Here is a 23630-nt window from a genome sequence, read left to right as displayed (position 1 = left end):
CTTGCGGTTCCAGTCTAAATTTGGCTATGCAAAAGTTGCAATGTCGGATTTAATTAATTGCTAACCAATAAACTAAAGTATTATGAAAAATTTAAAAAGATTAATTGCGTTATTGATTCTTCCTGTTTTTTTTACGGGAATGATTTCTTTACTATTTTCCTGTTCCAAGGACGACGATGCTCCTGCCGTAAATTATGTATGTGCAACTTGTAAAACTACACCCGATGCTTTGGCAGCAAATGATGCCAGTGTCAAAGGAGTTTATAAAGGAATTGTCGTGGGCTCCACAGGGACGATTTCCATCAACATCCAAAACGGAAGCAGTACCATAACAGCAACAATGGTACTTGATGGAGTTTCAGTTGCTTTGACCTCCAATGTTGCCGTGGTTAACGGTCAAGCTTATGTTGCGCCTTTTACGGGAACTTTCAACGGTAGTCCCATTTCCATGACATTTTCTGTTGGAATGAGTGGAGGCTCGCCTACAATGGTGTCTTCCAGTATTCCAGGACATCCCAACACTGTTTTTCAACTGTTTAAAGAAACGTCAACATCAATGATTGAAAGTTTTGAAGGTACTTATGCTGTTTCTGATGGCGAAAAAGGAACGTTCAACATCTTGTTGTCAAGATCATTGATGAAATGGGGATATGTTGTCAAGGAAAATGGTCAGACAAGTACGGATTCTGGATCTGGCACCATCAACGGAAGCAGTCAATTGATTCTTGATTCAAAAGTGATAGCAACAATTGCCGGAGACGCATTGGACGGTTCATTCAAGGATAGTAACAATAAAACGATAACCATAACCGGTAAAAGAACTTTATAATTGTTTTCACATCAGAAAAACCAAAAATTAAGCAAAAAGGCCTTTCAATCATGGAAGGTTTTTTTGTTTTGAATAATGTATAATGTATAATTTTGATATTTAATGGGGGTTGGAAAATGCTTTTTAGGCGCTAAATTTTGGAAAGAAATAAGTACAGTTATTAGCCTAATCAGGCACAAAATAAGCGTTGAAAATTATATGACATTTCTTTTAAAACCAAATCAAAATAAGGAATGTTTAGTTTTTGTTAACTCTAGATAATCAATCAATAATATCGAGTGGCTTAATTCTCATAATCTTCTAATTGTTAGTATTTTAACAAAATTACAACATTTGTAAGTTGTTGTAAATCAAGTAAATACGAAATCGATGTTTAATACGATTAATTGGCTTATTTTTTTTAAAAACTTTTCCCTTAATTTTACTTCAGGATTTAATTTTAAGGTTATGAAAAATATTATTATTTCCAATTTCCATCCCATTTTAGTTGGGAAATTATTTGACCAGACAAAGCTCAATCAATACACCAAGTTTTTATATTATCATTTCCAAAATCTTCCAAAATTTGATAGCACAGGAAGTGATTTTATGGACAATGAATTAGTTAATTTTGGGTATATATCTGATCAGGTCGACAAGTATTCTGTTTCATCCGAAAACATTAATTTCAGGCAATGCATCATTTTTGAAGAGGTTGAGGATTTCATTGAAAATATAATGGAAATTACGTCACCTTCGGAATATCATTTTCCCATTGGTTTTGAGGTTAAGAGAGGACATTCTTTTGGTCCTAAAATTGAGGTTCGAATGGAATGGTTTAAAAGAAAAATGGGGTATGTTTTTGATCAATTTTATTCCAAAACGGCCACCAGACCCGAGAATCTTGTTCATGTTACTTGTTCGGGCTATTCTTCTCCCAGTGTTGCGCAGGAAGCGGTAATAGAAAGGAATTGGGAAACGGTACAGGTTACCCATTCCTATCATATGGGATGTTATGGTGCTTTTCCGGCCATTCGCACGGCCAGCAGCCTCATTTGTGCCAGTCCAAACAATGGGAGGTCAGACGTGGTTCATACTGAATTATTGACGGCACACTTAAATTTGACTGAGTTTTCTCCCGGAAATACCATGATTTGTTCCCTTTTTTCGGATGGTTTTATAGGCTATTCTTTATATGAAGAAAAATCATTCATGGCTGATACTTCCATTAAGGAGAAAAAAGGATTGCGAATAATAGCTTCCCACGAGGTCATCATTCCAGATTCATTGGAAGACATGTCCTGGGATTTGGGAGAATACAATTTTTTGATGACTCTTTCTAAACGAGTTCCCGTTTTTATTCGTAAAAATATTAAATCTTTTTTATCCTTTCTTTGTGATAAAGCCGGACTAGATCTTGAAGAACAGAAGTCCAAGATGCATTTTGCCATTCATCCCGGTGGCCCCAAAATTATTGATTATGTGGTTAGTGAATTAGGAGTTGAAAAAGATCAGGCTCGATGGTCTTACGAAGTATTGCGTCTCCATGGCAATATGTCTTCTGCCACAATACCTCATGTTCTGGATGAAATTATAAATGATTCCACCATCGAATCAGGCACAAAAGTCGTAGCGATGGCATTTGGTCCAGGGCTTACGGCTACAGGATTACTGCTTGAGAAAATATAATTTTTCAAGATAAAAACTTATTATTGCAGCTATATGCCCATCGGTATGTAGCTTTTTATTTTACCCCCCTTTGATTCAGTATTTAATACAAAAAAAAATATTTAAATACTCCCTTCAAACTTGCCATTTTGGCTTTCCAAATAGATGCCGTGGTTTCGAATAGACTCCAAAAAATTCTCCCAAAAGGATTCCTTCTTCATCAGAATCGGGAATGACTCTTTTATGAAGGATTAGTTTTTAATCGACTTTTTCTGATGTGTTTTTAGCTTGGCTTAGATTTGTCCAAAAAGTTGTTTTTTAAGTTAAAAAGTTGTCTTTTTTTAGGTAAAACAGCGTTAAGGATAACAATGTCCACAATGGGCTGTTTTTTTTGGTTTTTTTTATAAAATATTTGTATGTAATTAATTGAAAATTAACAAGTTATGTTAATTTTTTAGTTTTAATTTTTCTCATTGATTATGTGCTTATATTCTTAATGACAGTGTTTTTTATCGTTTATAATTGACTTTAATCGTTATTTTTATTGTTTTTACAGCCTCGTTATTTTTAAATGAATTAATTTTGATTAGTCATTTTTTGAACAGGTTTTGATTGTTGAAAATGACGGTTTTAGGGTAAAAGAAAAGATTGGTTATTAACCTTAAATAACGAAATCTTTTGAAGATGTTCTACTTCAATAAGTTATTTTTTGAAGGTATTCTTGAGACTGAAAGTTGTATATTATATGGTATGAACTTTTAGTTTTTTATTCTAGTATTATTTTATTTTCTTCTATTTATTTTTGGACAAAATTTTACGCTTTTTAAAACTAATTTTTGTTATAAAAAGAATCTGATTGCTCCCCGCAATAGATTGTCTTTTTGAGGATAGTAAACTTCATAAGTTTGTTTATGAGGATGGTGTGTGAGTTTCCTTGATTTTATGCTCCAGTCTGTAAACTTCCAGTAATTTCTAATTTTATGGTGTTAAATTACATTATATGAAACAACTTCTTTTGGATTTCTCGAAAACCCAATTTCTATCTATTCTTCCTTTATAATACTATGGTCATAAAACCATATTATTATGAAAAAATTTATTTTTTATACGATAAAAAGTGTACAAGAAAATTGTGACACTTTTTCCTGCCGTTTCAAAGCAGGCTTCTTGTCAAGGCTATGGCTCCTAGTATTGGGAACAATTCTAATGACGGATTATACTGCCAAAGCCCAAAATATTTTAGGAACGGCGCCAGTTGTTGCCCCCAAGGGCGGTTTTGCCATTGATGGGAATGCATTTGTCAATTATTCCGGAGAAGCTGGCGGAGACTTTTTATTTCAGGTGGGCGTAACAGATGCATCAGCTAATCCCGGAGGGATATTTAAACCTGTACCACCCCTATTTAATGGTCAGCCTTACACTTACCCAGACGGACCATTACCAACACCCGGTCAAACAGGTGCGGATAGTTTCTATGTTTATCCCCTCACTACTTTTTTCAGGGATAATATCACAATTAATGATCCAACTATTTTCACCAGTACCAATAAGATCAATGATAATATTTCCTCTTATAGCTGGGGTATGGGTTCTTCACCAAACAAAAATGAAATTCAAAATGCAATTGCTCATTTTACTCATGGGGATCCAATTAATTTCCCAGGACAAAATCCCCCAGTATTAGCAACCGATTTATGGCTGATTTTCGCTGCAGACCGGCAAGTAACTGACGGTAGCAGTTATATCGATTTTGAGATTCTGCAAAAAAAATTAGAAATGACCGTGACAGGAAAGGACTCAAAAGGGTATGATAAGGGTGTGTTTACCTCTTATGCGGGTACTCCCAGCGGGCGTTTGCCTGGAGATCTTTTAATAACCGTTGAGTTTACCAAAGGTGGGGTATCTGCAAATGTTGTTGTTAGACGATGGACTGGAACTGCTTATGGCGATCCAATTACCCCTCCTACAGGTGCTGTTTATGGTACAAATAACACGGCTCAAACTATAGTGCCTTATCCTATTTATAATCAAGCTCCTTTTGCCACCAATCCTAATGTGTGGGCATATGAGCCAAATCAATGGGCAGAAGGGGCAGTTAATATAACTCGAATTTTTGCAGATTTTTCTACTCCTGATGCTTGTTTTACAATCAGTACCTTATTTGTAAGAACTAGAACTTCTGGTTCTTCCGGTCAATCAGAGTTAAAGGATTTTCCCGGAGCACCTTTTCAAGTGAATTTGTGTTCGGATCAAGTTAAGCCGGTGATTTCAACTACAGCCACCAGTGGAGCTTTAGAAGGTTGTAATCCAACCGTGACACCACCGACCTTTACGGGTTTGGATAACTGCGATGGAGTATTTACACCAGTTGTAACCACAACGGGACCAACTAATATTGGATGTGCATACACTCAAACATGGAATGCGAATTACACGGATAAATGTAATAATGTAGCTGATCAGAAAAGTATCACTTATACTTGGACAAGTGATACGACATTGCCGGTTATAGCCGACAAACCTGATTATACTTTAGCAGGATGTAATCCAGACTGGCCGGCAGTGGTGACCACCACCTACACCGATAATTGTGATGCAGGCGGAAGCATAAATGGTGTTGCGGGCGATGTACAAACCAGTCAAGACGGTTGTACCCAATACCGCGATTACACCTTTAATTTCACTGACAGTTGTTTGAATGTGGCATTGACACAAACCACCAGGGTAAGCAAACATTATGATTTGACTGCACCGGTTATAGCCGACAAACCCGACGTTGTCTTGGAAGGATGTAATCCAGCTTGGCCAACAGTGGTAACAACTACCTACAGCGACAATTGTGATGCAGGCGGAAGCATAAATGGTGTTGCGGGCGATGTACAAACCAGTCAAGACGGTTGTACCCAATACCGCGACTACACCTTTAATTTCACGGACAGTTGTTTGAATGTGGCATTGACACAAACCACCAGGGTAAGCAGACATTATGATGAAACTGCACCTGTTATAGTTGACAAACCCGACGTTGTCTTGGAAGGATGTAATCCAGCTTGGCCAACAGTGGTAACAACTACCTACAGCGACAATTGTGATGCAGGCGGAAGCATAAATGGTGTTGCGGGCGATGTACAAACCAGTCAAGACGGTTGTACCCAATACCGCGACTACACCTTTAATTTCACGGACAGTTGTTTGAATGTGGCATTGACACAAACCACCAGGGTAAGCAGGCATTTTGATGAAACTGCACCTGTTATAGTTGACAAACCCGACGTTGTCTTGGAAGGATGTAATCCAGCTTGGCCAACAGTGGTAACAACTACCTACAGCGACAATTGTGATGCAGGCGGAAGCATAAATGGTGTTGCGGGCGATGTACAAACCAGTCAAGACGGTTGTACCCAATACCGCGACTACACCTTTAATTTCACGGACAGTTGTTTGAATGTGGCATTGACACAAACCACCAGGGTAAGCAGACATTATGATGAAACTGCACCAGTGCTTATATGTGCAGCAGATAAAACTGTGGCTTGTGGAACAACTGTTGTATTCGAACCTCCAACAGCAACTGATAATTGTACTGGAAATATTACCATTAATGATTTAGGTGATGGTATACCAGTTACTAATGCAGATGGCTCAATAACATATAGCCATAGCTGGAGTGCTACAGATGAATGTACAAACATTTCTATTCCATGTATTCAAATGGTAACGGTTGGCGACTGCGGTAACGGATGTACTCCTGGATTCTGGAAAACACATCCAGAACTTTGGGATAATTGTAATGATCCTGTAGTGAAAGCAATTCCTGGCGATACATGTGGTGCTGCAGGAGGCGAGTTTACAACTAGTACAGGATTTGTAGCATACTTTGGCATTACTACTAATTGTGGGCAAGGTTGCAATATCAGTAATTTGCCTACCACAATGGGTGCTGCAATGGGTGCCGGTGGTGGAGGTTGTAAGAAACTGGCAAGAACCGGTGTAGCAGCATTACTGAATGCCTCAGCATTGGGCTCTAAGTATCTTGACTTCTTAGGCTTAGACTTCAACCAATTGTATATGGCTATCAAAGAAGGCTTTAATACCTGTAATTACGAACCGTTGGCAACTCAGCTTGATAATGCCAATAACCAGAATCATGATTTGTGTAGTGGTTTGCCGGGTACAATACAAACAGATGCCATTTCTCTGATAGAAGCAACTGCTAAAACCACAAGTAATGCAGTTTTCGATGCTTATCCGGTTCCTTTCAAAGACCAGTTTACCATTAGATACAAATTTGATTATGTATCTGATGTAAAAATCGAGGTGTTCAATGCGCAAGGGATATCAGTACTTACAAAAACTGATACCAATAGTTATTTGAACAAAGAAATAACACTGGATCTTAAAACAAGCAAAGGACAAGAGCAAGTGTATATTGTGAAAGTGACCACTAATAGAGGAAGCAGTACGAAAAAAGTAGTGTCCTCCAGATAATTTTCTATAATCGTCTAGTCCAAAAAATGAAAAGGATTGGAATTTAAAGACAAACCTCGGAAATGAAAATTTCCGAGGTTTTTTTATGAGCTCACAATTAAATGGAAATACCAGTATTTATAAGTCGACAATTCTGATAATTAAATTCATGATTTATTATAATAAAATGGAGGTTGGTGTTTGTGTAAGATAAAAAATTAACATATTTAATACTGATTTAATAGTCTTGATTGGATTAAAAGTGTATTTAATCGATAAAATCTGATAGTTCATGGGAAAAGTTGTTTGAATTCAAATGACTTGAATAACTTTAACATCCTCAAAGAATTTTTTGTTTAAACCTACGACAAATTCCCTCCAATCTACAAATTTAATTTCCAATAATGTGGTGTTAACTAACACTTTAACATTATGAAAAGATTTACGTTACCAGGTTTTTTAAACCTTTTCACTCCCAAAGACTTGATCTTTGAAACCAGTGAAGAAAGTAGCTTTAAGTTTGATTTTTCCAAAGACGACTTAAAGGAGAATGGGTACTCGAATCGGTCGAGTAGTGGCAGAGGTATAGGCAGTTTGATTTTACTGTTTATGCTTTTTTTGTTTTCCAATTTTTTATCGGCGCAAACAATTGTTCCGCCACCAACAATTGTTATTGATGGAAAGGCAAATGAATGGTCGTACAATAGTAGTGTTGTTCATTTTCAAGATCCATTTGGCAATGGTACAATCGACAATCAATTCACGGAAGGTTCCAAGGATTTCCTTTTTGCCAATGCTCAAGTATGGGCCGATGGCCAAACTAAAGCCAAAAATGATATTGCCAATGGTGCTGCCGGGTTGGTTAATACAGTTAGTTATTATGATCAAGCTACTAATAGTATTAAAACATTAACTGGTGGAAACTATTTGGTTTTTGCGGGTGATAGAACTTCCAATAATGGGGATGCCCAAATAGGATTCTGGTTTTATCAGAATGGCACAGGCCCAGTTGAAATAAATGGCAATAAAATATTCGATCCAGAACATTCTCGAGGAGATATTTTGGTTCTTGCTGATTTTACCGGTGGTGGTCGTTTAGGTACCGTAAAAGTATATAGATGGATAGGCGGAGGAGATGTTACTGATGAATCTAGCAGCATTGTTCCTAATACAAATGGCAACTTGGAAACTACAAATATTGCCAGTATCGTTGCTGAAAATAATACTGCAGGAGAACCTATACCCGAGGGTTGGGATTTTTTGTCAAAACGTGTTCCAAAACTATATGAGCAAAATGAATTTTATGAAGGATTTGTTGATTTATCGGCACTTGGGGATAATGTCAACAAATGTTTTTCAACAGTCTTGCTTGAGACAAGATCTTCACAATCTGTAACCGCATCACTTGATGATTTCATTGGTGGGAAATTAGCAGGTGTTCCATTGGTAACTGTAGATTCAGCAAATATTCTTTGTGTAGGGCAAAGTGCAACAATTACCGCCACTCCAAGCCCTGGTTCTCCTGGTGATTACACTTATTTATGGTCTCCTGGTGGTCAAACAACTCAAAGTATTACAGTAACTACAGCAGGAACTTATACTGTTACGGCATACAATAAAGACGGTTGTCCTACCGCTCCAGCCTCTGGAACAGTAACAGCAACTCCTTCAATACCTATTGTTGTTAATTGTTCTCCAGATGTTTCAAAAAGTGCCTGTGATTATGCAAGCCAAAATGCTTTAGATACAGCATTTGCTGCCTGGGTAGCTGGATTCACTGCTTCAGGTGGAAATGGCACATTAGTTCCTTCAGGATTATTGAACCTAAAAGCACCAAATTTATGTACTGGAGGTAGCGTAACCGTTAATTTCAGTGTAACGGATGCTTGTGCCAAGCAAGCTTCTTGTACTGCTACTTTCAGCATCAATAAAGGAGAAGCTGTTGCTGTTACAGGACCAGCAAGCATCAACAAAGCCGTTTGTGATTACACAGACCAAGCTGGATTGACGGCAGCCTACAATGCTTGGTTGGCCGAATTCAAGATAACCAATGCAGGTTGTAATGCAACAGGCGATTTCTTGACAACACCTCCAACAGTAGATTTCTGTGCAGGAGCCGACATCACGTTGACCTACAGAGCCGCTGACGCCTGTACCAATGCTTCTGTAACCAGAACATTCAAAGTAACCAAAGCTGACGCAGTAGCCGTTGCAGGACCAGCAAGCATAGACAAAAAGGTTTGTGATTACACGAACCAAGCCGGATTGACGGCAGCCTACAATGCTTGGTTGGCCGAATTCAAGATAACAAACGCAGGTTGTAATGCAACAGGCGGTTTCTTGTCAACACCTCCGACAGTTGATTTCTGTGCAGGAGCCGACATCACCTTGACCTACAGAGCCGCTGACGCCTGTACCAATGCTTCAGTAACCAGAACATTCAAGGTAACCAAAGCTGACGCAGTAGCCGTTGCAGGACCAGCAAGCATAGATAAAAAGGTTTGTGATTACACGAACCAAGCCGGATTGACGGCAGCCTACAATGCGTGGTTGGCCGAATTCAAGATAACAAACACAGGTTGTAATGCAACAGGCGGTTTCTTGACAACCCCTCCAGCCACAGTTGATTTCTGCGCAGGAGCCGACATCACCTTGACCTACAGAGCCGTTGACGCCTGTACCAATGCTTCTGTAACCAGAACATTCAAGGTAACCAAAGCTGACGCAGTAGCCGTTGCAGGACCAGCAAGCATCAACAAAGCCGTTTGTGAATACACAGACCAAGCCGGATTGACGGCAGCCTACAATGCGTGGTTGGCCGAATTCAAGATAACAAACGCAGGTTGTAATGCAACAGGCGGTTTCTTGTCAACACCTCCTACTGTTGATTTCTGTGCAGGAGCCGACATCACCTTGACCTATAAAGCCAATGATGCTTGTACCAATGCTTCAGTAACCAGAACATTCAAGGTTACAAAAGCAGCAGCAGTAGATGTAACTGGTCCAATGAACATTTCAAAAACATCATGTGATTATGCAATTCAAGATGATGTAAATACAGCATTTGGAATATGGTTATCAGAATTCAAAACGGTTAATGCAGGGTGTAACGGCATTGCCAAAATGAATCCTGCAACTCCACAAGCACCAATATTATGTGAGGGTGGTAGTGTAACCGTAACTTACAGCATTGAAGACAACTGTACTCAGGATAGTGTTAGTGCAACTTTCAGTATTGAAGCTGCAGAAAAACTGATTGTTTCATATCCTGGAGATGTAGTTGTTAAATGTGATCAAAATAAAGAAGAACTTTTTGCTCAATGGATTACTGGATTTACTTATACTGGAGGATGTTCTAATGCAGTTGTAACTAATTTGGCCCAGTATTCATTGCCAGCTGCAGGTGTTCCATTGTTAGTTGAATATGTTGTTACTGACAATTGTCAAACGGCTAGTCATAAAGCAACATTTTTGATTGATTTCTGTGATGCTCTTTGTACTTATACCCAAGGATATTACGGAAATGCAGGTGGTAAATCATGTGCTGGAGAAGAAAATGGTACTCTTTACTCAACAAAAGGATTAATAGCAAAAGCTTTAAGTTCTTATCCTTTAAATGCTGAACCTATTCCATCAAATATGATGAGAATTGGTTTGCCTGGAAAATCTGTTTTGTTGTCAAACACAACAGCTGATATAAATGCCATCATAGAAGTGTTGCCTGGAGGAGGAAGTAGTTATGTGTTGTCAAATGGTAATCCTCATATAAGTGCATTAACAGCAGCTACCTATTTGAAAAAAGGAAATATCAACAATACTTTATTGGCTCAAACCATTACTTTAGGGCTTAATTTGGGTATTAACGGTAAACTTGGAAATTTTGTTCTGCAATCAGGAAAACTGGCAACTGCTGCGCCATTAGGAGGTTGTGGTTCCAATATTCCTATGCCAAGAAGTTGTTCGTATGACATCTATACTCCAACAATTAACGAGTATAAATATTTTGACATACCAGCTTTTGTAAATGGTAAAACTGTTCAACAATTGTTCGAAATGGCAAATAAAGCATTGGGAGGAGAAGCACTCCCTGCTGGTGTGACATTGTCTGCACTTGCCAATGCAGTTGATGTGATCAATAATGCCTTTGATGGTTGTAGAATCTCAATGGGATACAATCAAACTCCTTTGACTTGTGTTGAAGAAAGAGCAGCTTTTATTGTTAATCCTGTTCCAATTGTTAGTCAAGCTACTGTTACCTATAAATTTAGTTATTCTTCACCTGTAAAAATTGAAGTGAGAAGTACTGTTGGAGGTGCCTTGTTGTTTACTTATAATGATCCTACTCCTAGTTCTTTGAACAAAGAAGTTCTTGTCCCTTATAATTTTACTGCATCGGGGTATTATTTCATAACAGTAATTACTAATATTGGGTCAACTACAAAACAAGTCATAAAAAATTAATTTTAATTTAATCTTTAATAAAAAAGCATCTCGAAAGGGATGCTTTTTGTTTTTATAATGGCTTTAAGCGGCTTGTTTTTGTTCCATTAATATCCAATATGGAATTTAGTATTCTTTTGGGAATGTTCATTTTATGGATTTATTTATCAAAGAGATGGACTGTTGAAAAAAAATATGGTGTTGCTTAGTAAGCTTATCTTTGGGCGTGAAGCCTTGTATTGCCATATATGATTTGCTTTTTTTGATGATTTGAAATGCAATTCAATTTATTTTCAATAAATTTATTGAAAATAATAATTTTGGTTTGGTTTTTGGAATAGCCTATACGAACCCATAAAAAAATAAAAAATTATGAAAAAAATATTTACACTTTTAGCCGTGATTGGAATGTTTGGTTTCCAAGGATGTACAGGACCAGAAGGACCTCCGGGTGCTCCGGGCCAGGATGGATTAATAGGTATTGTCTATGAGAATACAAGTAGTAACTACTATAATTTTACTTCGGGCAACAATTTTAAGGTTAGATTTAATTTTCCTAACACATTATATGATTCAGATGTAGTTTTGGTATATCGTTTAGGAGGAGTAGACAATGGTAAAGCAATTTGGGAGTTTTTGCCGGAAACATATTATCAACTTAACGATGCCCGAGATTTTTCATTTAATTTCAATTTTACCTATTCATACGTTGATATTTATTTGAGTGGAACAGATTTGATAACCGTTCCAAATGAATATAGATTAAATCAAATTTTTAGAATAGTTGTAGTTCCTGCTGATTTTGCTTCTACAGTTAATACCAATAATTATTTAGAAGTTATGAATGCTCTAGATTTAAAAGAAAGTCAAGTGCAAAAGATTAATTTCTAAGAAGTTTGACCCCCATAAAAAAAGGAAATCGAGAGATTTCCTTTTTTTATTTTATGATTTGAAGTTGTATTAGTTATTTTTCCTTGGAAACTTCGTCTTTGCCCAGTTGCAAAGAAACGACGACTCCCGTAATAAGTGAAAGTGCAATAAAACTCAACGATAACCATTCTGGAATTTCCAAAAAGTCTTTAAGCAACATTTTCAGTCCTACAAAAGTCAAAATGGCAATAAGACTGTATTCTAAATGGGCAAATTTCTCCAACATATGGGCCAAAAAGAAATACATCGAACGCAATCCCAAGATGGCAAAAATATTGGAACTGAATACTAAAAAAGGGTCTGAGGTAATGGCTAAAATTGCGGGAACACTATCCAAGGCAAATACGACGTCCATTACTTCAATAACGATTAGTGCCACAAATAAAGGAGTTGCAAAAGTTTTTTCCTTAATTTTTACAAAAAAATGTTCCTTCTCGACGTGATTGGTAATTGGAACTATTTTTCCCAATAGCTTGTAGATCAAGGAGTTTTTTGGTTTGAATTCTTCCTCTTCTTTGGTAAACAACATTTTTAGGGCCGTGAAAATCAAAAAAGCACCAAACAAGTAGGTTGTCCAGCTAAATTTATTGATAAGCATAACGCCAAAATAAATCATTAACCCCCTAAAGACAATAGCTCCCAAAATTCCCCAAAACAATACGCGATGTTGGTATTTTTGTGGTATTTTAAAGGAAGAAAAAATGATGGCAATCACGAATATGTTGTCAATACTCAATGATAATTCGATTAAGTATCCAGTAAGATATTTTATGGATGCAGCTGCAGGTTTTAGTCCATCGGGGTTGGCGATGTAATTGTTTTGATAGAGCCAAAAAATAACTCCAGAAAACAGGAAAGAAATTGTTACAAATACGGCAGTCCACTTACTGGCTTCCTTGGCGCCAATAACATGTGGCGTTTTGTTGAAAACACCTAAATCAAGTCCAAGAAATAGTATTATAGCTGCTAAAAATAGAGTCCAGACAATCATGAAAATAATAATTTTATAGTTCGGTAAAGATACTTTTTGATTGCTTAAGTTTAAAACTTATTTCTAAAATAAAGTATAAATTACATAATCTAGGCATAAAAAAAAAGTGCCTTCATTTCTGAAAGCACTTTTTAGTTATAATTGGATGCGAATTACAATGCTGATTTTACAGTTTTGATAATTCTTGCAGCAATTTTGTATGGATCACCATTAGATGCTGGTCTTCTGTCTTCAAGGTATCCTTTCCAACCGTGTTGTACAGTATATAAAGGGATTCTGATTGAAGCTCCTCTGTCAGATACTCCGTAAGAGAAATCATGGATAGAAGCAGTTTCGTGTTTACCAGTCAAACGTTGCTCGTTGTAAGCTCCGTAAACTGCGATGTGCTCTTCAACAACTGGACGGAAAGCTTCACATATTTTGTCATATACTGCTTTGTCTCCACATGTTCTTAGCACTTCGTTAGAGAAGTTGGCGTGCATACCAGAACCATTCCAATCGGTATCACCTAGTGGTTTTGGGTGGTATTCAATATAGTATCCGTATTTTTCAGTCAAACGATCTAGTAAATATCTAGCAACCCAGATTTCATCACCTGCTTTTTTAGCTCCTTTGGCAAACAATTGGAATTCCCATTGTCCACAAGCAACTTCTTGATTGATTCCTTCAAAGTTAAGTCCAGCAGCAATACATAAATCTGCATGCTCTTCAACTAATTTTCTTCCGTGTGTGTTTTTTCCACCTACTGAACAATAGTACATACCTTGTGGTGCAGGGTATCCACCAACTGGAAATCCTAAAGGCAATAATGTTTTAGTGTCCATGATGAAATATTCTTGTTCGAATCCAAACCAGAAATCATCGTTATCATCATCAATAGTAGCTCTACCGTTTGAAGGGTGTGGAGCTCCATCAGCAAACATAACTTCTGACATTACCAAGTATCCATTGATACGAGTTGGATCTGGATAAATAGCTACTGGTACTAATAAACAGTCAGAAGAACCACCTTCAGCTTGTTTTGTTGAAGAACCGTCAAAAGACCAATTTCCAATTTCTGCCAAAGTTCCTTGAAAATTTTCGTGTTCTTCTACTTTGGTTTTACTTCTAAGATTTTGTGTTGGTTCATAACCGTCTAACCAAAGGTACTCTAATTTAATTTTTGCCATGATATAAAATATATAAATTAATTTTTTGAAATTCTGATGCAAATATATATTAATTTAGTGATGGGTAAAAATAGAGGGGGTATTTTTTATTTATAAGAATGTTATTTTTGGTAAAATTGTAATATTAGGGGGGTATAACTAAAAAATTGTGATTAAAATAAGGTATAAAAATTAAATTCGTAATATGCGGGTTTCGAATAATAACAAATTGTTAAGTTTTTTATTGCTAAAAAATAGGGCTATTTGTTTTTGCGCTATTTGTTTTTAAATTAGATAGTTATATTTTGGGATTATGTTTCTTTAATGATGATTTTTTTTACGGTGTTTTGCCTAATGTTACCATTGTTATTGTAAATAAAACCGAAACCTATTAAATATATTCTATTACTTTTATATTTTTTATATTTGTCTTCTTGTATTTTGCAGGTAAAAATTAATTCAATAAAAAGCAATTATTATGTCAACATTACGTTTTCAAGCTTTGAAAGAAGCTTCGTCCAGAAAGGCGGTACCATTTGAAGAGACCGACAGGAAATCAATCATTTTTGGGTCAAATGTATTCAACGAAAAGGCAATGAAGCAATATCTGACTTCAGATGCTTTAAAAGGAGTACAAGGAGCAATCCAACACGGAACTAAAATTGACAGAAAGTTAGCCGATTATATTGCAATGGGAATGAAAGAGTGGGCTTTGTCAAAAGGGGTAACCCATTATACACACTGGTTTCAACCTCTAACGGGAACCACTGCCGAAAAACACGATGCGTTCTTCGAAACTTCTTATGACGGCAGCGATCCAGTAGAAAAATTTGGTGGTGGACAATTGGTACAACAAGAACCAGACGCATCCAGTTTTCCGCATGGAGGAATCAGAAATACTTTTGAGGCAAGAGGTTATACGGCTTGGGATCCAACATCTCCGGCATTTATATATGGAACGACTTTATGTATTCCAACCGTTTTTATTTCCTACACAGGAGAAGCATTGGATAATAAGATTCCATTGTTGAGAGCCTTGTCTGCCATAGATGAAGCGGCAACTGAAGTATGTAAATATTTCGACAAAAACGTGAAGAAAGTTACTGCCACTTTGGGTTGGGAACAAGAATATTTCTTGGTTGACAGTGGTTTGGCAAATTCTCGTCCTGATTTAATCATGACAGGAAGAACATTGTTGGGTCATACTTCTGCCAAGGGACAACAATTGGACGACCATTATTTTGGTTCTATTCCAACTCGTGCTTTGTCCTATATGAGAGATTTGGAGCAAGAATGCATGTTGCTCGGAATTCCGGTAAAAACGCGTCATAACGAAGTAGCTCCCAACCAATTTGAGTTGGCACCTATTTTCGAAGAAACAAATCTAGCCGTAGATCACAATTGCTTGTTGATGGACGTAATGCAAAAAGTGGCAGAACGTCACGATTTGAAAGTATTGCTACACGAAAAACCATTCAAGGGAGTAAATGGTTCCGGGAAACACAACAATTGGTCACTGGCAACAGATACAGGAGTCAATTTGTTGAGTCCCAGCAAAACGCCAATGAGTAATTTGCAGTTTTTGGCTTTCTTTATCAACACCATCAAAGCGGTAAATGATTATGAATCCTTGTTGAGAGGAGCCATTGCAACAGCCAGTAACGACCATAGATTGGGGGCCAATGAAGCGCCGCCAGCCATTATTTCAGTTTTTATTGGAGAACAATTGACCAAAGTTTTGGAAGAATTGGAAGGTGTAACCAAAGGGAAATTATCGCCAGAAGAAAAAACGGATTTAAAATTGAACGTAGTTGGTAAAATTCCGGACGTTCTTTTGGATAATACCGACAGAAACAGGACTTCGCCATTTGCCTTTACGGGGAATAAATTCGAGTTCAGGGCTGTGGGTTCATCGGCCAACTGTTCGAATGCAATGACGACTTTGAACACGATTGTTGCCAAGCAATTGAAAGACTTCAAAATTGAAGTGGATGCCTTGATTGAAAGCAAGGACATGAAAAAGGATGATGCAATATTCAATGTATTGAGAGAATACATCAAACAATCCAAAAAAATCCTTTTTGAAGGAGACGGTTACAGCGAAGCTTGGGAAAAAGAAGCTGCCAAAAGAGGTTTGAGTAATTTCAAAACAACTCCTGAAGCCTTGAAAGCCAGAGCTTCCAAACAAGCCTTGGATTTGTTCTCGGAAATGGGAATCATGAACCAAGTGGAAGTGGAAGCGCGTTACGAAATCGAATTGGAAGAATACACCAAGAAAATTCAAATCGAGGGTAGAGTTTTGGGCGATTTGTCACAAAATCACGTGATTCCAACGGCTATTCGCTACCAAAATACCTTGATCGAAAACGTAAAAGGGTTAAAGGAAATTTTTGGAGACGAGTTCAAAACGTTGGCCAAAGAACAAATTATTCTCATCAGGGAAGTTTCTGGGCATATCGAAGGAATCAATTCTAAAGTGGAAGCGATGACCAACGAAAGAAAGAAAGCCAATCATTTGGAGAGTGCCCAAAAAATGGCGGAAGCTTATTGCAATAAAGTGAAACCTTATTTCGAAGAAATCAGAAATCACTGCGACAAATTGGAGTTGTTGGTGGATGATGAAACTTGGACATTGACCAAATACAGGGAATTGTTGCTTACCAAATAAAACAGCAATTGTTGCTTATTTAAAGTGCCTATCCAGTTTTGGATAGGCATTTTTTTATGGTTTGATTTGATTATTCTGCAGTTATAGGGTCAATGATTGCAGAAACTGGGCTAACTGAATTTGCCGGAAAACCACCTAGTTTGGCATGTTCACGAACCATTTCTTCGTTTGCGGCATTGTAAATACAATAGATTTTGTCGTTTGTCACATAGCTGTGAACCCACTGGATTTCTGGTCCCATTTTGCTCAATACTCCGCAGGAAGTTTGCGAAATAGCTTTCAATTCATCCGGACCAAGTTTTCCTACGCCGGGAACTTCTCTTTCAATTACGTACTTAGGCATTTTTTATAGTTTTTTGATTTCCTACTCTTATGGCTTTTCGGTTGTGCCCCGTTTTTTTAAGTGGTCGCTGGATTCCACTTTATAAGTAGGTAGGGGTTTGGTTTAAATTAAGTTGTTTAAAGTCAAATACTTATATCAAATATAACGAAAAAAAATCGATTTTCAAGAATCAACCATAAAATTCCTTGCCCCCTTAAAAACTTGATGCATTAGTATTTAAAAATTAGTTTCTTCAATTATTTCTGATTTTACAAAATCTGCAAAAATCCGCAAAATCTGCGTGCTCAAATTTTACACAAATCTTTAAAATCTATAAGATTAAGAAATTTGTGTAATTAAAAACTAATTGAAATTTGTGTTTATTAGTGTAATTTGTGGCTAACTTTTTTTTAAAACAATGCTATGCAAAACCCAATAGGCAAAACCCAAAAAAATAATTATATTTGCGCCACAACTACACACCTATAAAATGAGTTCAGATTCTAGCAAACGTTATGCACAAAGAGGAGTTTCAGCATCTAAAGAAGATGTGCACAACGCCATAAAAAATATCGACAAAGGATTATTTCCACAGGCTTTTTGCAAAATTGTACCGGATTATTTAACCAATGATTCCGATTATTGTTTGATAATGCACGCAGATGGCGCAGGTACCAAATCGTCTTTGGCGTATATGTATTGGAAAGAAACGGGCGATATTTCAGTTTGGAAAGGCATTGCACAAGACGCTTTGATTATGAATATCGACGATTTATTGTGTGTGGGAGCAACCGACAATATTTTGCTTTCATCCACAATTGGAAGAAATAAAAACCTGATTCCTGCCGAAGTAATTTCAGCAATCATCAACGGAACCGAAGAACTGATCAAAGAATTGGATTCTTTCGGAGTGACTATTCATTCAACAGGTGGAGAAACTGCCGATGTAGGTGATATTGTTCGAACTATCATCGTAGATTCAACTGTTACGGCTCGTATGAAACGTTCTAAAGTTATTGATAATGCCAACATAAAAGCTGGAGACGTAATCGTAGGATTGGAATCTTTCGGTCAGGCGACTTACGAAAAAAGCTATAATGGCGGTATGGGAAGCAACGGACTGACATCAGCACGTCACGATGTTTTCGGTAAATATTTGGCAATCAAATATCCTGAAAGTTACGATGCTGCCGTTCCTGAGGAACTGATTTATTCCGGTCAGGTAAAATTGACCGATGCTGTCGAAAATTCCCCAATCGATGCCGGACAATTAGTACTTTCACCAACCAGAACATACGCGCCAATCATCAAGAAAATATTGGATAAATATTCGTCCAATGAAATTCACGGAATGGTGCATTGCAGTGGAGGAGCGCAAACCAAGATTTTACATTTTGTAAATAATCTACATATCATAAAAGACAATTTATTTCCGGTTCCGCCATTGTTTCAGTTAATTCAGGAACAATCCAAAACCGATTGGAAAGAAATGTATCAGGTATTCAATTGCGGTCACCGTATGGAAATTTACGTTCCCGAAGCCGTTGCCCAGGACATTATTTCGATTTCAAAATCGTTCAATGTCAACGCACAAATCGTGGGCAGAGTAGAAGCATCCGATGCTAAAAAACTAACTATTACCAGCGAATACGGTACTTTCCAGTATTAATTTTGTAGATAAATCCAATTGTCAGTTCGAGTGCAGTCGAGAACCCAGCATCTCGACTGCGCTCGATGTGACAAAAAAACAGTATTTTTCAATTCTTTAGCTTTTTCCAATGTACGAACTACTTTTTTGGCAATATCAGGACGGAATCTATCTCAACCATCACTTGGTTTATGAAGCTTTGGTCGAACAACAAGAAGTAGAAGGACTAGAAACACTTCCTGTTCAAGTTATTTTGAATCGTATTAATTCAGTTTTTTCAAATTGGGAAAAAGTAGATGAAAACAGCTGGAAAAACACCAAAGGAAAAGGTGCTTTTCACGTCAAAACCACTCCACAAAGCATCCAAATCGATTGCTACGGAACCGAAGGCAAAACGATGGATCTTCTTGCCGATACTTTGGAAGAATTCAAATGCCCATTATACGACCCACAAGTTCCGGTACGATACGATGAAATGAACGAATAGATTTTCTTCATTCCATTCAATCAAAAAATCCGTGTCCTGAGACCAAGGGTCGAACAGACGAAGTAAAATCAGTTTTATCTATGCCATCCGTGGCCCATTTTTAAAATTCCCGCAATGAAAGAAATTTTCGAAATCCCGCAAAATACAATCCTCGAAGACGACTTTGTCCTGCTTCGTCCATTACAGGAATCTGACGTTGAAAATTTATTGGAAATTGCCATCAACGAACCCGAAACCTGGAAATATTCGTTGGTTCCGGCACACGGAAAAGAAAACCTAACGAATTACATTCAGCATGCTGTAAAATCCAGAGAAAATAAAACCGAATTTCCTTTTATAGTTTTCGACAAGAAATCAGGGAAATATGCCGGAAGCACCCGTTTTTACGACATTCAGTTACCGTTCAAAACCCTGCAATTGGGCTACACTTGGTACGGAAAAGATTTTCGTGGAACAGGATTAAACAAGCATTGTAAATTCCTGCTTTTGCAATTCGCTTTCGAAACCCTTGGAATGGAACGAGTGGAATTCCGTGCCGACAACAACAATGAGCGAAGTATTGCCGCAATGAAAAGCATCGGCTGTAAAGTAGAAGGTATTTTTCGCAGTCACATGCCTGTGTTTTTAGGCGAAGAAAAAAGACGCGATAGCATAATATTAAGTATTCTTCGTGAGGAATGGTTCAACGAAGTGAAAGAAAATCTGAAAAATAAATTATAATCTACAACTGCTAATTTATGGGAACTTTCGTTATCAGTAAAAGATTTGATGATCGGTACAAATTTGTATTTACGTCCAGAAAAGGGAAAACGATTTTTACGAGTCCTTCCATGGAACTCAAGATGGAGTGCGAAGACAGCATCGAAGCGATAAAGGCCAACATCGAAAAATACACTTACGTGAAATCCAGGGCGGCAAACGGAAAGTATTTTTTCAAAATGATGCTCGAAGAAATCGTAATTGCCACCAGCCGAAAATACACCACGCCATTATTACTCGAAAAAGGCATCGACGAAATCATTCGCACCGCCGTAAAATCGGATGTTTTGGATTTTACGATGAATGAATTCGTGTTTCCGGATTAGATCATCGAAAAAGAATAATTAATTCTTGGATTTATTCAAGGTATAGATTCCTCCAAAAAAAAGAATGGCTGCCAACCCCAGAAACAGATAACCTTCTTGCTTTCCGGATTCATCGGATGCTTCGATTTTTAGGCCCAACAAATTTACTTCATTCGTGCTCTCTGCTATTTTATTGTAGCCAAGATATCCAACTCCGAAACTTGCCAAAATCAATAGTGTTGCAATTATTTTTGATGTATTCATTTTAACTTTTTTAATGTTAGTTAATCTAAATTTAGTCAATAAAATTCGCATAAAAGGAATTGGTAAATACTTTTGGGTAAAGTTTGTGATAACTGCTTAGGTCTTTCAATCATACCGCCGTAAAATCATATGTTTTAGATTTTACGATGAATGAGTTTGTGTTTCCGGATTTATATTTCTGTCGCGAAATCTTAAACTCCCATAGTGCCAGTTTTGACTTTTCCGGCTCGCTTGTAATGGGCAAGAAATACTCCGCTTGGGGTAATAGTGCTTTCTGTTAATGTAAATGCTGCTGGAATCGCATCATTGTCAAATAACTTTTTTCCTTTGCCAAGAATCAACGGGTGAATTTTGAGACTGAGTTCGTCCACTAAATCATTCTTGAGTAGTAGCTGAATAAGCTTACTGCTCCCCCAAACTTGAATATCAGGGCCTTCCGAATTTTTGAGTTTTTCGATATCTGCCAAGCTTTCGATAAATACGGTATTTTTCCAGTTTGTTTTTTTCAAGGTTTTGGACATAACGTATTTTGTGCCATCATTGATGCCTGGCCAAACGTCTTCATGTTCAGGCCAAAAGGCCTCCCAAATTTCAAACGTTTTTCTGCCCAAAAGATAATCTGCCGGTTGTTTTAACTCTTCTTGCACGACCTTACCACTGGCTTCGTCAGCATAAGGTGCGCTCCAACCACCATATTTGAAACCTTCCGATGTATCTTCCTCAGGCCCACCAGGTGCTTGCATTACTCCATCTAATGAAATAAATGACAAGATGATTATTTTTCTCATTGTCTTAGGTGTTTTTGTTTATCAAATTTACTAAAAATAGGAACCAAAAGTTAAGTTTATTAATGATGGAAATCTGAATGAAGTAGTGAGACTTCGCAAAGCAGGGGTTCATAACAACTGACAGCTAACGTTTCTTAGTAGTAGCTGCTATGCCTCGTTTTTTTCTAGCTTTTGAAGTTTGAAAAGCCATACTCCAATAACAGTTGTTATGGAATATACTATCACCCAAAGCATTTGCTGGAAACCACGCTCAACAAATCCTTTGTCAAAAATATAAAATGTAATCCAAACTGAAATAAATGAATACAGACTTAATATCAGTTTCACTTTGTTGTCATTTAAAGTAGTTGTTAGTTTTCGTTGAATTAACCAAAAAATCAATATGGCAGGTATCGATAGGACTAATCCATATACCATCATGATGGATAATATTAGCCAAGAGTCTAATATTTCATTCCATTGTGCTGAGTTTGCAGTTAACCCTAAAGTTAAAAATAGAAGTAAAGGAGAAATTGTAACTGTAAAAAGCCAAACTTTGATACTATATTTCATCATAGGTTTATTTGTTGTTTTAATTATGTAAAAACGTTTGATCGTTTGGATAAGTGATTGAAATCTTGGCATAAATATTCAGTTTCGCACAAAAGTTCAATCGAAGAAGTCCTGTTATGAGCTGGCTTTTTTAGTTACATTTTCTGTTTCTAAATCATTTAGAAAATCCAATTCATTAAGTAGACATGCTCCATTACCACCTTTTGGATTTCTATAACCAATCACAATTCCATATTTTGATTCTTCCGCTTGAATTGCTACGATTAATTCTTTTTCGTTTGTTTCTTCGTTTATCAAGTAAGCCATTTTCGGCAACTCAATTTCAAAAAAATTATGTTCGTCGCCAGCATTTTGTAAACAGAAAACCGCAATGCCTTTTCGGGCTTCTTCTTCGGTTGCAATTCGACGAGAAATTACTGGAATATGTTTCCAGTTTCTTATATCAAATTCAGGCCAATTATTTTTGGATTCCTTTTTCATATTTATTTTAAAAGGTTGTATTGAAGCTTGCTCATAACGTTGTAGTATATGTTAGCGGGTGCCGGAATATGTGGTTTAAGTCAGAATTCTAATTATAATCCAAAACACCAAAAAGATTCCTCCAATTATTAAAATTCGATTTCCCTGCTTTCTGTCATTTTCAGAATAGGCATAAATTCGGCTTCCATTTGGAAGTGTTTTTTTATAAGTTAGCAAGTGCCATCCAATAAAAATCCCCAATAATCCACCCAAAAAGGCGCTTAAATATCCTAAAATTATATAGATTTTTTGACCCTCTTCGGGTTTTGACAATTCTAAAATTCTTTGCTGTTTAATTACTTCGATTTCTTCGGGTGTAATTTCTTTGCCTTTTTCTTTAAGTAATTTTTTAGCAAGTGAAACGTCAAATTTATTCCATTCATCACTTTTTGAAATTACGTCAATTAATTCATCCTCAGAAAAACTCAATAAATAATAATCTTTATCAATGTCATTAATTTCGGTTTCCGATTTATCAGCTAATATTTTATTAGCTTTTTCAAAATCACTTTTTTTGAGTTTTATGCAATATTCTTTTTCAAAACCATTGTTAGCAAAAGTTGGGTCGAAACTCAAAGAATTGTCTTCTAACAAAAATTCAATGTTTTGTTCAGCTATTAATTCGCCTAATTCTTTTGCTGAATTTTGGTCATTAAATTTTTCAAATGTTATAAATTCTTCTTTCATACATACTTTGTTTTTCAACTGGTATCCGCTAACTTGCATATACTTGCTATAAAGTAGCAACTATATACCCAAAATCAGGTTGATTCTCGCTACTGAGTAGCGTTTGTGATTTATCAAAGATGACGATTTTTATTACAAATAATTAAAAATGAACTTGTTTCAAATCACCTAAACTTTCT

General features: G+C 36.8%; 18 protein-coding genes. 10 read left to right on the top strand and 8 right to left on the bottom strand.

Features of this window, described 5'->3' with window-relative positions; all coding sequences use genetic code 11:
- The first annotated feature begins 82 nt into the window (after nt 1-82).
- The 5 genes from BUC16_RS16180 to BUC16_RS16160 all read left to right on the top strand — a co-directional run bounded on the left by BUC16_RS16180 (nt 83) and on the right by BUC16_RS16160 (nt 12274).
- Nucleotides 83-829, top strand: coding sequence for a hypothetical protein (locus tag BUC16_RS16180; RefSeq protein ID WP_073371856.1), 747 nt, complete (start codon nt 83-85; stop codon nt 827-829).
- A gap of 447 nt (nt 830-1276) precedes the next feature.
- Nucleotides 1277-2497 carry a 3-oxoacyl-[acyl-carrier-protein] synthase III C-terminal domain-containing protein gene (locus BUC16_RS16175; protein ID WP_170860888.1) on the top strand — a complete coding sequence of 407 codons (1221 nt, stop codon included), beginning with the start codon at nt 1277-1279 and terminating at the stop codon, nt 2495-2497.
- A gap of 1065 nt (nt 2498-3562) precedes the next feature.
- The gene (locus BUC16_RS16170) at nt 3563-6964 is read left to right on the top strand and encodes a T9SS type A sorting domain-containing protein (protein WP_073371854.1); all 3402 of its coding nucleotides are present in this window, start codon (nt 3563-3565) and stop codon (nt 6962-6964) included.
- Between the two features lie 411 nt (nt 6965-7375).
- Complete coding sequence (locus tag BUC16_RS16165) at nt 7376-11404, top strand: hypothetical protein (protein WP_073371853.1); 4029 nt, start codon at nt 7376-7378, stop codon at nt 11402-11404.
- 351 nt (nt 11405-11755) lie between these two features.
- Nucleotides 11756-12274: a hypothetical protein gene (locus tag BUC16_RS16160; RefSeq protein WP_073371852.1), complete on the top strand. Its 519-nt coding sequence runs from the start codon at nt 11756-11758 to the stop codon at nt 12272-12274.
- Nucleotides 12275-12347: 73 nt separating this feature from the next.
- Here BUC16_RS16160 and BUC16_RS16155 read toward each other — a convergent pair whose 3' ends face one another.
- Both BUC16_RS16155 and BUC16_RS16150 read right to left on the bottom strand, forming a co-directional pair.
- On the bottom strand, nt 12348-13304 hold the full coding sequence (locus BUC16_RS16155) for a TerC family protein (protein WP_073371851.1): 957 nt from the start codon (nt 13302-13304) through the stop codon (nt 12348-12350).
- A 152-nt stretch (nt 13305-13456) separates the two neighbouring features.
- Complete coding sequence (locus BUC16_RS16150) at nt 13457-14473, bottom strand: glutamine synthetase beta-grasp domain-containing protein (protein ID WP_073371850.1); 1017 nt, start codon at nt 14471-14473, stop codon at nt 13457-13459.
- A gap of 457 nt (nt 14474-14930) precedes the next feature.
- On the opposite strand from BUC16_RS16150, the gene BUC16_RS16145 reads away from it, so the two are divergent.
- On the top strand, nt 14931-17120 hold the full coding sequence (locus BUC16_RS16145) for a glutamine synthetase III family protein (RefSeq protein WP_073371849.1): 2190 nt from the start codon (nt 14931-14933) through the stop codon (nt 17118-17120).
- 70 nt (nt 17121-17190) lie between these two features.
- Here the strand turns inward: BUC16_RS16145 and BUC16_RS16140 are convergent, their stop codons facing one another.
- Complete coding sequence (locus BUC16_RS16140; RefSeq protein ID WP_073371848.1) at nt 17191-17463, bottom strand: DUF4242 domain-containing protein; 273 nt, start codon at nt 17461-17463, stop codon at nt 17191-17193.
- A gap of 469 nt (nt 17464-17932) precedes the next feature.
- Here BUC16_RS16140 and BUC16_RS16135 point away from each other — a divergent pair, with 469 nt between their 5' ends.
- From BUC16_RS16135 to BUC16_RS16120, 4 genes are all read left to right on the top strand, one after another.
- Complete coding sequence (locus BUC16_RS16135) at nt 17933-19111, top strand: AIR synthase related protein (protein WP_073371847.1); 1179 nt, start codon at nt 17933-17935, stop codon at nt 19109-19111.
- Nucleotides 19112-19220: 109 nt separating this feature from the next.
- A complete protein-coding gene (locus BUC16_RS16130) occupies nt 19221-19577 on the top strand; it encodes a hypothetical protein (protein WP_073371846.1) in 357 nt (118 codons plus the stop codon).
- Nucleotides 19578-19691: 114 nt separating this feature from the next.
- Nucleotides 19692-20297, top strand: a complete 606-nt coding sequence (locus tag BUC16_RS16125; protein WP_073371845.1) for a GNAT family N-acetyltransferase — start codon at nt 19692-19694, stop codon at nt 20295-20297.
- A 17-nt stretch (nt 20298-20314) separates the two neighbouring features.
- Nucleotides 20315-20662: a DUF1508 domain-containing protein gene (locus BUC16_RS16120; protein ID WP_073371844.1), complete on the top strand. Its 348-nt coding sequence runs from the start codon at nt 20315-20317 to the stop codon at nt 20660-20662.
- Between the two features lie 18 nt (nt 20663-20680).
- Here the strand turns inward: BUC16_RS16120 and BUC16_RS16115 are convergent, their stop codons facing one another.
- From BUC16_RS16115 to BUC16_RS16095, 5 genes are all read right to left on the bottom strand, one after another.
- On the bottom strand, nt 20681-20905 hold the full coding sequence (locus BUC16_RS16115; protein ID WP_141226188.1) for a hypothetical protein: 225 nt from the start codon (nt 20903-20905) through the stop codon (nt 20681-20683).
- A gap of 191 nt (nt 20906-21096) precedes the next feature.
- Nucleotides 21097-21693, bottom strand: a complete 597-nt coding sequence (locus tag BUC16_RS16110) for a dihydrofolate reductase family protein (protein WP_073371842.1) — start codon at nt 21691-21693, stop codon at nt 21097-21099.
- A 147-nt stretch (nt 21694-21840) separates the two neighbouring features.
- On the bottom strand, nt 21841-22317 hold the full coding sequence (locus tag BUC16_RS16105) for a hypothetical protein (protein ID WP_073371841.1): 477 nt from the start codon (nt 22315-22317) through the stop codon (nt 21841-21843).
- A 42-nt stretch (nt 22318-22359) separates the two neighbouring features.
- The gene (locus BUC16_RS16100) at nt 22360-22725 is read right to left on the bottom strand and encodes a hypothetical protein (RefSeq protein WP_073371840.1); all 366 of its coding nucleotides are present in this window, start codon (nt 22723-22725) and stop codon (nt 22360-22362) included.
- A gap of 75 nt (nt 22726-22800) precedes the next feature.
- On the bottom strand, nt 22801-23451 hold the full coding sequence (locus BUC16_RS16095; protein ID WP_073371876.1) for a hypothetical protein: 651 nt from the start codon (nt 23449-23451) through the stop codon (nt 22801-22803).
- Between the last annotated feature and the right edge of the window lie 179 nt (nt 23452-23630).

Origin of the sequence: Flavobacterium fluvii (genome assembly GCF_900129545.1) — a bacterium.
Lineage (GTDB): Bacteria > Bacteroidota > Bacteroidia > Flavobacteriales > Flavobacteriaceae > Flavobacterium > Flavobacterium fluvii.
The sequence above is the reverse complement of the archived record's forward strand: the minus strand, read 5'-3'. Positions and strand labels throughout refer to the sequence as shown.